This is a genomic window from Caballeronia cordobensis (assembly GCF_001544575.2).
Lineage (GTDB): Bacteria > Pseudomonadota > Gammaproteobacteria > Burkholderiales > Burkholderiaceae > Caballeronia > Caballeronia cordobensis.
On record NZ_FCNY02000022.1, the window covers coordinates 105846 to 117741 of the forward strand.

General features: G+C 62.7%; 10 protein-coding genes. 9 read left to right on the top strand and 1 reads right to left on the bottom strand.

Annotation, left to right across the window (positions count from 1 at the left end; translation table 11 throughout):
• Positions 1-14 precede the first annotated feature (14 nt).
• The 7 genes from gloB (at position 15) to AWB70_RS31210 (ending at position 9906) form a co-directional block, all read left to right on the top strand.
• Entirely contained in the window at positions 15-851 is an 837-nt protein-coding gene (gene gloB / locus AWB70_RS31180; protein ID WP_053568555.1) for a hydroxyacylglutathione hydrolase, read from the top strand.
• Between the two features lie 160 nt (positions 852-1011).
• Entirely contained in the window at positions 1012-2652 is a 1641-nt protein-coding gene (locus tag AWB70_RS31185) for a transglycosylase SLT domain-containing protein (protein WP_053568554.1), read from the top strand.
• Between the two features lie 126 nt (positions 2653-2778).
• Positions 2779-4023, top strand: coding sequence for an MFS transporter (locus AWB70_RS31190; RefSeq protein ID WP_053568607.1), 1245 nt, complete (start codon positions 2779-2781; stop codon positions 4021-4023).
• 345 nt (positions 4024-4368) lie between these two features.
• Complete coding sequence (carA, locus tag AWB70_RS31195) at positions 4369-5511, top strand: glutamine-hydrolyzing carbamoyl-phosphate synthase small subunit (RefSeq protein ID WP_045450844.1); 1143 nt, start codon at positions 4369-4371, stop codon at positions 5509-5511.
• Between the two features lie 36 nt (positions 5512-5547).
• On the top strand, positions 5548-8802 hold the full coding sequence (carB, locus tag AWB70_RS31200) for a carbamoyl-phosphate synthase large subunit (protein WP_053568553.1): 3255 nt from the start codon (positions 5548-5550) through the stop codon (positions 8800-8802).
• A 112-nt stretch (positions 8803-8914) separates the two neighbouring features.
• The gene (gene greA / locus AWB70_RS31205) at positions 8915-9391 is read left to right on the top strand and encodes a transcription elongation factor GreA (RefSeq protein ID WP_014191923.1); all 477 of its coding nucleotides are present in this window, start codon (positions 8915-8917) and stop codon (positions 9389-9391) included.
• On the top strand, positions 9391-9906 hold the full coding sequence (locus tag AWB70_RS31210; RefSeq protein WP_053568552.1) for a DUF4149 domain-containing protein: 516 nt from the start codon (positions 9391-9393) through the stop codon (positions 9904-9906). The genes greA and AWB70_RS31210 overlap by 1 nt, the downstream gene beginning before the upstream one ends.
• A gap of 70 nt (positions 9907-9976) precedes the next feature.
• Here the strand turns inward: AWB70_RS31210 and AWB70_RS31215 are convergent, their stop codons facing one another.
• Positions 9977-10516 (bottom strand): YhbY family RNA-binding protein, encoded by a 540-nt coding sequence (locus AWB70_RS31215; protein ID WP_053568551.1) that lies wholly within the window; start codon positions 10514-10516, stop codon positions 9977-9979.
• A 303-nt stretch (positions 10517-10819) separates the two neighbouring features.
• On the opposite strand from AWB70_RS31215, the gene AWB70_RS31220 reads away from it, so the two are divergent.
• Both AWB70_RS31220 and AWB70_RS31225 read left to right on the top strand, forming a co-directional pair.
• Positions 10820-11482, top strand: a complete 663-nt coding sequence (locus AWB70_RS31220) for an RlmE family RNA methyltransferase (protein ID WP_014191920.1) — start codon at positions 10820-10822, stop codon at positions 11480-11482.
• A 184-nt stretch (positions 11483-11666) separates the two neighbouring features.
• The coding region (locus AWB70_RS31225) for an ATP-dependent metallopeptidase FtsH/Yme1/Tma family protein (protein WP_200826455.1) at positions 11667-11896 on the top strand (230 nt) is incomplete at its 3' end.

Consider the following 11896-nt stretch of genomic DNA (forward strand, 5'->3'; position numbering starts at 1 on the left):
CTATGGATTCGCTAATGAAGAATTCGCCTGCTCAGGATGCATTGGTTCGAAATGCACTCGAATACGTGCCGGTTCCGGCGTTCGAGGACAACTACATCTGGCTCGTCTCGGACTCGCGCGATGCGGTCGTGGTCGACCCCGGCGATGCCGCGCCCGTGGAGGCGTATCTCGCCAAACGCGGCTGGCGGCTGACCGCTATTTTACTCACGCACCACCATCAGGACCACGTCGGCGGCGTGAAAGCGCTGCTCGATAGCCGAAAGGCAGAGGGCGGGATTCCCGTCTATGGCCCGGCTGGCGAGCGCATCGAGCATCTGACCGCGCGTGTGACGGGCGGCGACAGCGTGCAGATCGACCATCCGCCGATGGCGCTTTCCGTGATCGACGTGCCCGGTCATACGGCAGGCCACATCGCCTATTTCCAGGCCGACGACGGAAGCGGCACGCCGCATCTATTTTGCGGCGACACGCTCTTCGCGAGCGGCTGCGGCCGTCTCTTCGAAGGCACGGCGCAGCAGATGCTGAGCTCGCTCGACGCGCTCGCCGCGCTGCCCGAGAGCACGCAGGTTCACTGCGCGCACGAATATACGCTGTCGAATATCCGCTTTGCGCGCGCGTGCGAGCCGGACAACGCGGCGCTGCTTCGCTGGAGCGACGACGCGCAGGCGCTGCGGTCCGCGGGCAAGCCGACGCTGCCGACGACCATCGGGCACGAAAAGGCGGTGAATCCGTTTTTGCGCGCGGATATACCCTCGATCCAGGCGATGCTTTCGACGCAATTTGGGGCGCCAGTGACGGACCGGCTCGAAGCTTTTCGAGTGATGCGAGGCTGGAAAGATAAGTTCCGTTAACCCGAAACTATGGGTGGAACTTCATCCGAAACGTGGGAATCGGCGTTAGATGCTGGATTTTGCAGGGGTTTTGCGCGCATTCTTATTGACGTCTTAAGGGCGGTTCCGTACTATCGGCTGCAAATTTCCAAGCATTATTTTGTGGAAGCCGAGACGTTCCATGCGACTAACTCTTAGTGCGCTGTCCGTCCTGATGCTCGCCGCCTGCGCGAGCCAAGGGCCGACAGTGTCCGATCCCATTTCAGCCTCCGCGAATTCCAACGCCTCGCAGCAACAAGTCGCCGACACCATTCGCCGCACCGCAGCAGCCAAGGAAACCATCAACGTCGACAAGACGCCCGTCACTTCGCTCGCGGGTTCGTCCGACCTGTGGAATCGCATTCGCAGTGGCTTCCAGATTCCCGATCTGCAAAGCGACCTCGTCGATATGCAGGTCAACTGGTACGCGCAGCGCCCGGATTACGTCGAGCGCATGACCACGCGTTCGCAGAAGTACCTGTATCACATCGTCGAGGAGCTGGAGCAGCGTCACATGCCGACCGAGCTGGCGCTGCTGCCGTTCATCGAGTCGGCGTACAGCCCGCAGGCGTTGTCGGTTGCCAAGGCGGCGGGCATGTGGCAGTTCATGCCGGGCACCGGGCGCGACTACAACCTCAAGCAGAACATGTGGAAGGACGAGCGCCGCGACGTGCTCGCGTCGACGAGCGCCGCGCTCGACTACCTCCAGCGCCTGCACGACATGTTCGGCGACTGGCATCTCGCGCTTGCCGCGTACAACTGGGGCGAGGGCAACGTGCAGCGCGCGATTGCGCGTAACGAGGCGGCGGGCCTGCCGACCGACTACGAAAGCCTGCGCATGCCCAACGAAACGCGCAATTACGTGCCGAAGTTGCAGGCGGTCAAGAATATCGTCGGCAATCCGCAAATGTACGGGCTCACGCTGCCGGACATTCCGAACCATCCCTATTTCGTGACGGTCACGACCGCGCGCGACATCGACGTGACGATGGCCGCGAAACTCGCCGGCATGAGCGTGGAAGAATTCCGCTCGCTCAATCCGTCGTTCTCCAAGCCCGTGATTCTCGGCGCGACCAATCCGCAGGTTTTGTTGCCGTTCGACAACGCAACATCGTTCCAGCGCAATCTCTCGTCGTACTCGGGCGCGCTGTCGTCGTGGACCACGTACACCGTGACGGAGCGCGCGCGTCCGGCGGCGATCGCCGAGAAGATCGGCGTCGATGCCGACACGCTCATGTCCGTCAATCGCATTCCGGCGGGCATGCGCCTGAAGCCCGGCTCGACGATCGTCGTGCCGCGCACGGATGACGACGACGAAGACATCAGCGCCGATGTCGCCGAAAACGCGACGCTCGCGATCGAGCGCGACGTGCCCGACACGCGCAGGCTCGTGATCCGCGTGCGCCGCAAGCAGGCCGTCGCGACGTTGGCGGATCGCTACAACGTGTCGCCAGCGCAGGTGCGCGCCTGGAACCGCACGCGTGGCGACATGGTCATGCCGGGTCAGGTCGTCGTTCTGCATGTGCCGTACGGCCGTTCGGTGCCGGCCGAGCCGGGCCCGGTGCGCGTCGAGACGGTGGCGGCGTCGAGCCGCTCGTCGGGCGGCGTGTCGCGGATCGGCACGCGCGTGCCGGAGTCGAAGCCGTCGCGCGGCAAGGCGACCGCCCATTCTTCCGGAAAAGTGACGAAAGTGTCGGCGTCCACGGCAACGCATGCTGCCAAGCCCGCCGCGGCCAAGACCGCGAAGCCGGCAACCAGCACGAAGAGCGCCAAGAAAAAGTAAGCGGAAGCGTTTGGTCCGCGCGCTAATCCACGCCGTCACCAAGGTGACGGCGTTTTTATGTCGATCGTCCCGTTAAACTGGCGCTTCAGAAAAATCGAAGAAACGCCCCAGCAACGTACGTTTCGCATGCCGTCCACTGTCCGTCTCCGCGTCTTTTTCCTGTTCGCCGCCGGTTACTTCGTCTCGTACGTGTTCCGTGGCGTCAATCTCGGCTTCGCGCCGCTCATCACGCACGACCTCGGCCTGTCCGCGGCCGATCTCGGCCTGCTCACTTCGCTGTACTTCATCGGCTTCGCCCTGGCGCAGATTCCCGTCGGCGTGCTGCTCGATCATTTCGGGCCGGCGCGCGTGACCGCGGGCATGCTGGTGTTCGCGGCGGCGGGCATCGGCGTGTTCGGCGCATCGAGTGGTCTGGCAGGCCTGATGGCAGGGCGGCTCTTGATCGGCGTCGGTGTGTCGGTGTGTCTGGCCGCGGCGTTCAAGGCGTCGGCGCAGCATTTTCCGGTCTGGCGCCTGCCGCTCATCAACGGATTGACGATGGCTGTCGGCGGACTGGGCGGCGTCGTCGTGGGGTCGCCGCTCTCGTCGCTGCTGCATGTCGCGACGTGGCGTCAGGTGTGTTTCGGGCTGGCTGTCTTCACGCTCGTCGTCGCGGCGGCGATCGCGCTGTTCGCGCCGCGCAAGGCGGACGCGCATCATCAGGCGGACATCGTCACGCAGTTCAAGGGCACGTGGCACATCATGAAGAGCGCCGCGTTCTGGAAAATCGCGTCGTTTCCCGTCGTCACGCAGGGCGTGTTTTTCGCGATGCAGTCGCTGTGGATCCGCCCCTATCTCACCGATGTGATGGACCTCACGCCGGCTCACGCGTCCGCGCTCGTGTCCGTGCTCGGTTTCGCGATGATGTTCGGCTCCGTCAGCTTCGGCGCGGCGGCGCGCAGTCTGGAGGGGCGCGGCGTGTCGGTGTATGCGTTCTGCGGCGTGGGCATGGTGCTTTTCGTGGTCACGCAGTTGCTGATGGTCTTGCGGGTGCCGCTGCCGCCCGCCGTGCTGATCGCGGCGTATGGCGTTTTCGGCGGCACCGGCATTCTGAGTTACGCGGTCGCGGCGCGCTATTTCCCGACACACATGGCCGGGCGTGTGAATACGACGCTGACGCTCGTCATCTTTCTGTTGATCTTCGGCTTTCAGGTCGGCGTCGGCGCGATGCTGTCGCTATGGCCGGCGCAAGCGGGGCGCTTTCCGGCGTCGGCGCACATCACCGTCTGGGCGGCGCTGATCGCGCTGCAAGTCGCGAGCGCGATCTGGTACATGCTGCCGGGGCGCGCGCTGCAGCGAGGCGAGCCGGAAGTGGAAAACGCGGCGTCGTAATCGCTGCGGCGGCGCGCGGGGATGCTCAAGCGGAGCAATCCCAAATTTGGCAGATGTGGCGTTTTAACGCTATAATTCGAAGGTTTGAGCATATCAACCCGCACCCTAGCGCCTACCTCCCATTCACCGTCGTTCGCTGCGCATCAGCTGCGCGCCGCACGCCGCCCATCGCCTGCTTGAAGACTCCGTTGCCACGCTCATCGCGTGCCGGTTCGAGCCGCGATGCGCGCTTCGCGAGCCGCCGGCACTGTGCAAAGGAAACCCGCGTGCTTTTGAGCCGCGGGAAGCCAAGCCTGAATTTCGGACAGACAGGTCGGTAACAGGGTGTCCCCCAAGGAGCTTCCCGTGTTGCCGTCATTTTCCCCCGCACTGCTCGCACTTGCCGACGGCACGGTCTTTCGTGGTCAATCGATCGGCGCGCCCGGTTCGACGATCGGCGAAGTGGTATTCAACACCGCCATCACCGGCTATCAGGAAATCCTGACCGATCCGAGCTACGCGCAGCAGATCGTCACGCTGACCTATCCGCATATCGGCAACTACGGCGTCAATGCCGAAGACGTCGAAGCCACCAAAGTCCATGCCGCCGGTCTCATCATCCGCGACCTGCCGGTTCTCGCATCCAACTTCCGTTCCGAGCAAACGCTCGCCGACTATCTGAAGGCGCAGGGCGTCGTCGCGATCGCGGGTATCGACACGCGCAAGCTCACGCGCATTCTTCGCGAGAAGGGCGCGCAGAACGGCTGCATTCTCGCGGGCTCCGACGACGAAGCGAAGGCGCTCGAACTCGCGCGCTCGTTCCCCGGCCTCGCCGGCATGGATCTCGCGAAAGTCGTATCGACGCAAAAGCCTTACGAGTGGACGCAGACCGAATGGCGTCTCGGTAGCGGCTACGGCAAGCAGGAAGCGCCGAAGTACCGCGTCGTCGCGTTCGATTACGGCGTCAAGTTCAACATTCTGCGCATGCTGGCCGAGCGCGGCTGTCACGTCACGGTGCTGCCGGCGCAAGCTTCGGCCGCCGATGCGCTCGCGCTCAATCCGGACGGCGTCTTCCTGTCGAACGGCCCCGGCGATCCCGAGCCTTGCGATTACGCGATCGCGGCGACGAAGGAATTCATCGAGCGCGGCATTCCGACCTTCGGCATCTGTCTCGGCCATCAGATCATGGGCCTCGCCGTCGGCGCAAAGACCATGAAGATGAAAACCGGCCACCATGGCGCGAACCATCCGGTGAAGGACATGGAAGACGGGCGTGTCGTGATTACGTCGCAGAACCACGGTTTTGCGGTCGATGCGTCGACGCTGCCCGCCAACGCGAAGGTCACGCACGTCTCGCTGTTCGACGGCACGCTGCAAGGCTTCGCGCTCACGGACAAGCCCGCGTTCTGCTTCCAGGGCCATCCGGAAGCGTCGCCCGGCCCGCACGACATCGCGTATCTGTTCGACCGCTTCATCAAGCTGATGGAAGCGCAAAAGGTCGCAGCGTAAAGAACAGAAAACAGCACATATTCATCGAGAGCAGTTATGCCGAAGCGCACAGACATCAAGAGCATCCTCATCATCGGCGCGGGCCCGATCATCATCGGCCAGGCGTGCGAGTTCGACTATTCGGGCGCGCAGGCTTGCAAGGCGCTGCGTGAGGAAGGCTATAAGGTCATCCTCGTCAACAGCAATCCGGCGACGATCATGACCGACCCCAACACGGCCGACGTCACGTACATCGAGCCGATCTCGTGGGAAGTCGTCGAACGCATCATTGCGAAGGAGCGCCCGGACGCGATCCTCCCGACGATGGGCGGACAGACCGCGCTCAACTGCGCGCTCGATCTCTTCCATCACGGCGTGCTGGAGAAGTACAAGGTCGAGCTGATCGGCGCATCGCCGGAAGCGATCGACAAGGCGGAAGACCGCCAGAAGTTCAAGGACGCGATGACGAAGATCGGCCTCGGTTCGGCCAAGTCGGGCATCGCGCATTCGATGGAAGAGGCGCTCGCGGTTCAGGCGCAGATCGCGGAAGCCACCGGCAGCGGCGGTTACCCAACCGTCATTCGCCCGTCGTTCACGCTGGGCGGCTCGGGCGGCGGCATTGCGTACAACAAGGAAGAGTTCGAAGAGATTTGCCGTCGCGGACTCGATCTTTCGCCCACGCGCGAACTGCTGATCGAAGAATCGCTGCTCGGCTGGAAAGAGTACGAGATGGAAGTCGTCCGCGATAAAAAGGACAACTGCATCATCGTCTGCTCGATCGAAAACCTCGACCCGATGGGCGTGCATACCGGCGACTCGATCACCGTCGCGCCGGCGCAAACGCTCACCGACAAAGAGTATCAAGTGCTGCGTAACGCGTCGCTCGCGGTGCTGCGCGAAATCGGCGTGGACACGGGCGGCTCCAACGTGCAGTTCGCGATCAACCCGAACGATGGCCGCATGGTCGTCATCGAGATGAATCCGCGTGTGTCGCGTTCTTCCGCTTTGGCCTCGAAGGCAACGGGTTTCCCGATCGCCAAGGTCGCCGCGAAGCTCGCCTGCGGCTATACGCTCGACGAACTGAAGAACGAAATTACTGGCGGACAAACGCCCGCATCGTTCGAACCGACGATCGACTACGTCGTGACGAAGGTGCCGCGCTTCGCGTTCGAAAAATTCCGCGAAGCCGACTCGCGCCTGACGACGCAAATGAAGTCGGTCGGCGAAGTGATGGCGATGGGCCGCACGTTCCAGGAATCGTTCCAGAAGGCGCTGCGCGGTCTGGAAGTGGGCGTCGACGGTCTCGATGAAAAGACCACGAGCCGCGACGAGGTTATCCGCGAAATCGGCGAGCCGGGTCCGGACCGCATCTGGTATCTCGGCGATGCGTTCCGTCTTGGTCTCACGATGGAAGAGATCTTCGAAGAGACGTCGATCGATCCTTGGTTCCTCGCGCAGATCGAACAGATCATCCTCAAGGAGAAGGCGCTCGAAGGCCGCACGCTCGCAAGCCTCACGCGTGACGAACTGCTGTATCTGAAGAAGAGCGGCTTCTCGGATCGCCGTCTCGCGAAGCTCACGGGTTCGAATCAGGCCGACGTGCGCAAGAAGCGCCACGAACTGAAAGTGCGTCCGGTGTACAAGCGCGTCGACACGTGCGCCGCCGAATTCGCGACGAAGACGGCGTACATGTACTCGACCTACGAGGAAGAGTGCGAGGCGAATCCGACGGACAAGAAGAAGATCATGGTGCTGGGCGGCGGCCCGAACCGGATCGGACAGGGCATCGAGTTCGACTACTGCTGCGTGCATGCCGCGCTCGCGATGCGCGAGGACGGCTATGAAACCATCATGGTCAACTGCAACCCGGAAACCGTCTCGACCGACTACGACACGTCCGACCGTCTGTACTTCGAATCGCTGACGCTCGAAGACGTGCTCGAAATCGTCGATCTGGAAAAGCCCGTTGGCGTGATCGTGCAGTACGGCGGCCAGACGCCGCTCAAGCTCGCGCTCGATCTCGAAGCGAATGGTGTGCCGATCATCGGTACGTCGCCGGACATGATCGACGCCGCCGAAGATCGCGAGCGCTTCCAGAAGCTGCTCAAGGATCTCGATCTGCGTCAGCCGCCGAATCGCACGGCGCGCGCGGAAGACGAAGCGCTCAAGCTCGCGGAGGAAATCGGTTATCCGCTGGTCGTGCGTCCGTCGTACGTGCTGGGCGGCCGCGCCATGGAAATCGTCCACGAGCCGCGCGACCTCGAACGCTACATGCGCGAGGCCGTGAAGGTGTCGAACGACTCGCCGGTGCTGCTCGACCGCTTCCTGAACGACGCGATCGAATGTGATGTCGATTGCATCTCCGATGGCGACGACGTCTTCATCGGCGGCGTGATGGAGCACATCGAGCAGGCGGGCGTGCACTCGGGCGACTCGGCGTGCTCGCTGCCGCCGTATTCGCTGTCGACGGACACCGTCGACGAACTGAAGCGGCAAACTGCCGCGATGGCGAAGGCGCTGAACGTCATCGGCCTGATGAACGTGCAGTTCGCGATCCAGCAAGTTCCGCAGAACGATGGCTCGAAAAAGGACATCATCTACGTGCTGGAAGTGAATCCGCGCGCATCGCGCACGGTGCCGTACGTGTCGAAGGCGACCGGTCTGCCGCTCGCGAAGATCGCCGCGCGCGCGATGGTCGGTCAGAAGCTGAAGGCGCAAGGCGTCACGAAGGAAGTGATTCCGCCGTACTTCAGCGTGAAGGAAGCGGTGTTCCCGTTCGTCAAGTTCCCGGCGGTCGATCCGGTGCTTGGACCGGAAATGCGCTCGACCGGCGAAGTGATGGGCGTGGGCCGCACGTTCGGCGAAGCGTTGTTCAAGTCGCAACTCGCGGCAGGTTCGCGTCTGCCGGAATCGGGCACGGTGCTCCTGACCGTGATGGACGCCGACAAGCCGAAGGCCGTCGAAGTCGCGCAGATGCTGCACGAACTCGGCTATCCGATCGTCGCAACCAAGGGCACGGCTGCGGCCATCGCGGCGGCGGGCGTGCCGGTGAAGACGGTCAACAAGGTGAAGGACGGCCGTCCGCACATCGTCGACATGATCAAGAACGGCGAGATCGCGCTCGTCTTCACGACCGTCGACGAAACGCGCGCCGCGATCGCCGACTCGCGCTCGATCCGCATGAGCGCGCAGGCCAACAAGGTCACGTACTACACGACCATGTCGGGCGCGCGCGCGGCGGTGGAAGGGCTGCGCTATCTGCGCGATTTGGAAGTCTATGATTTACAAGGCTTGCATGCTCGCCTAAACTAAGGCTTCGATTACCGGTCTAAGCATCACGAGCCGCGGTTAAGCGGCGTCTCCTGTCAAGGGAGATGCGCTTAACCGCGGTAATTTTTTTGACGAAATTGTTTGTGAGTGGTCTATGAGCACGATTCCTTTGACGAAGCGCGGCGCGGAGTTGCTGCGCGACGAATTGCAACGCCTGAAGGCCGTGGAGCGTCCGGCGGTCATCACCGCGATCGCGGAGGCGCGGGCGCAGGGCGACCTCTCGGAAAACGCGGAGTACGACGCCGCGAAGGAAAAACAGGGCTTCATCGAGGGCCGCATCGCGGAAATCGAGTCGAAGCTGGCTGCCGCGCAAGTGATCGATCCGACGCAAGTGGAAGCCGAAGGCCGCGTGGTGTTCGGCGCGACCGTGGAACTGGAAGACCTGGCGTCCGGCAATACGGTCACGTATCAGATCGTCGGCGATGACGAAGCGGATCTCGACCACGGTCTCATCTCGGTGAGCTCGCCGATCGCGCGCGCGCTGATCGCGAAGTCCGAAGGCGACGTGGCATCGGTGCAGGCGCCGAGCGGCGCTCGCGAATACGAAATCATCGCGGTTCGTTACGTCTGATGGAGCACCGGCTTTTTCGCACCGTCAGCATGGTCTGGGTCGGCAGTCTGCTGACCTTGGGCCTCATTGGCGCGCCGGTTCTCTTCTCGATGCTCGACCGCACGACGGCGGGCTCGGTGGCGGCGCAGTACTTCCGGATCGAGGCGATCATCGGCGTGATTTCCGCGCTGGTGCTGATTTTGATCGGCAATCGCTTCGTGAGAAGCGGCATCGTCGATTACAAGCGCGTGCGCTGGATCGTCGCGGTGATGCTCGTGTGCGTGCTGATCGGCTATTTCGGCCTGCAGCCGTTCATGAATTCGCTGCGCATGGCGGCGCAGGAAGCCGGCACCGATCTCGCAAGTTCGCCGTATGCGAAAGAGTTCGGCATTCTGCACGGCATATCGACTGCGATCTATCTGATCGAGTGCCTGTTTGGTATTGCGCTGGTGTGGCGTCTGCCGGGCGCGGCGCCGGTCAAGATCGTGCCGAAGGGCAAATCGGCCAAGGTGGCGGCGAAACGAGCGCGAAGCTGAGTAGCGATGCTCGTCCGGCGGCGCGTGGGTTCCATCGCGAACGCACGCGCCGTTGCTTATTGCGGTGCGCTTATTTGACCGCCTGATGCTGGCGCTTCGCGCTGGACTGACGCTTCTTCGCGCGCTTCACGTTTCCGCCCGCCGTCACGCGCTCGTTGCCGAGCACCTTCAGCGTCTGCTTCTTCGGCTTCTTGAACGCGGGCGCATCGCGCGTGATCTTCACGGCCTTGACGGTGCGCGGCGCGCGGCCCTTGGCCGGACGTTCGTCGGCGGCTTCGCCCGCGCTCGGCGGCATGGTGCTTCGAGTGCGGGTGGCGCGGCTCTTCGGCGCGGCGCCTTCGGGTCTCCAGATCACGAGCAGCTTGCCGATATGCTGGATAGGCGCGGCGTTCAGACGATCGCAGATTTCGTCGTAGATCGCGACGCGCGCTTCGCGTTCGTCGCCGAACACGCGGACCTTGATGAGCTGATGCGCTTCCAGATGCACGTTGATCTCTTTGAACACGGCATCGGTCAGACCCTCCGCGCCGACGAGCACGACGGGCTTGAGCGCATGGGCCTGGGAGCGCAGGTCGGCGCGCTCGGCGGGGGAGAGTTTAAGAGCTGGCATGAGAGATTCGGGACTCGACTAAAATGTGGGCGGCAAGACGTGCGCACGGTGCGCTCGCAAGGCGGATCGAACTCGCTCTACGCGAGCGCGCAAGGATTCGCGCGTAATCGGCGGCGCTTCGATTCGATCGGTTGCGCGGCCCGCCCACCAGAAACAGAACAGGCCGGATGCCGGGTTTCGATGCGCGCGAGCGCCCGATGACCGGTCCGGCCAACAAGACGCGTATTATCCGCTAAAAGCATCGCGCGATGCAGCAAAATACGCACCGGGCGCGCCGGGAGCGCGCCAATTGAGCTCAGTTGAATGGCAAAGAACCGTTTTAATCAATCGTGGTTGCATGACCACATCAACGACCCTTACGTGAAGATGGCGCAGCGCGAAGGCTACCGCGCGCGTGCCGCCTACAAGCTGAAGGAGATCGATGAGCAGGACAAGCTCATCAAGCCGGGGCAGGTGATCGTCGATCTCGGCTCGACGCCCGGCAGCTGGAGCCAGTACGCGCGCAACAAGCTCGCGCACGGCGCGAAGCGCAATACGGAGCGCGAGGGCGGCATCGACGGCACGATCATCGCGCTGGACATCCTGCCGATGGAACCGATCGCCGACGTCACCTTCATCCAGGGTGACTTCCGCGAGGACGAGGTGCTCGCGCAACTCGCGGAAATCGTCGGAGAACGGCAGGTGGACCTTGTAATTTCGGACATGGCCCCCAACCTCTCAGGCGTAGCGAGTGCCGATGCGGCGCGCATCGAGCATCTTTGCGATCTGGCGCTGGAGTTTGCGCAAAACCATCTGAAACCGGAGGGTGCGCTGCTGGTCAAATGTTTTCATGGCAGCGGATATAGCCAGATCGTCGAGAAGTTCAAACACCAGTTCAAAGTGGTGGCGCCGCGCAAACCGAAGGCCTCTCGCGACAAATCGTCGGAGACTTTTATCCTCGGGCGGCGGCTCAAGCGCCCGAACTGAAGGCCCGCTCAAGCGATTCGGCGAAAATCGGCGATATTTTCGCGGATTATGTCGAAAAAGGCCTCTCTGCCGCTATATGTGCGGTAGATAAACCTTATGGCAGGGGTTAGCGGTCTGGATTAGAATGCTTTCGTGGCGTCGCAAGGTTTATGTAGGCGCCCGTCTATGAGTGAGGAGTGGTGCTTTGAACAACAATATGTTCTCTAAAGCGGCAGTGTGGCTCGTGATCGCACTGGTGCTGTTTACGGTGTTCAAGCAGTTCGATAAGCCCCGCGTCCAGGAAGGTGTCTCCTATTCGCAGTTCATGGACGACGCGAAGAACGGCAAAGTCAAGAACGTCACCGTTCAGGGCCGCAATCTCACGGTCACTCCGAACGACGGCCAGAAATACCAGATCGTGTCGCCCGGCGACAT

Excerpts from the sequence above, each read along its gene's own strand:
- gloB (WP_053568555.1), top strand. The coding sequence starts at position 15 with ATGAAGAATTCGCCTGCTCAGGATGCATTGGTTCGAAATGCACTCGAA.
- AWB70_RS31190 (WP_053568607.1), top strand. The coding sequence starts at position 2,779 with ATGCCGTCCACTGTCCGTCTCCGCGTCTTTTTCCTGTTCGCCGCCGGT.
- AWB70_RS31215 (WP_053568551.1), bottom strand. The coding sequence starts at position 10,516 with ATGCCAGCTCTTAAACTCTCCCCCGCCGAGCGCGCCGACCTGCGCTCC.
- AWB70_RS31210 (WP_053568552.1), top strand. The coding sequence starts at position 9,391 with ATGGAGCACCGGCTTTTTCGCACCGTCAGCATGGTCTGGGTCGGCAGT.
- carB (WP_053568553.1), top strand. The coding sequence starts at position 5,548 with ATGCCGAAGCGCACAGACATCAAGAGCATCCTCATCATCGGCGCGGGC.
- AWB70_RS31220 (WP_014191920.1), top strand. The coding sequence starts at position 10,820 with ATGGCAAAGAACCGTTTTAATCAATCGTGGTTGCATGACCACATCAAC.
- greA (WP_014191923.1), top strand. The coding sequence starts at position 8,915 with ATGAGCACGATTCCTTTGACGAAGCGCGGCGCGGAGTTGCTGCGCGAC.
- AWB70_RS31185 (WP_053568554.1), top strand. The coding sequence starts at position 1,012 with ATGCGACTAACTCTTAGTGCGCTGTCCGTCCTGATGCTCGCCGCCTGC.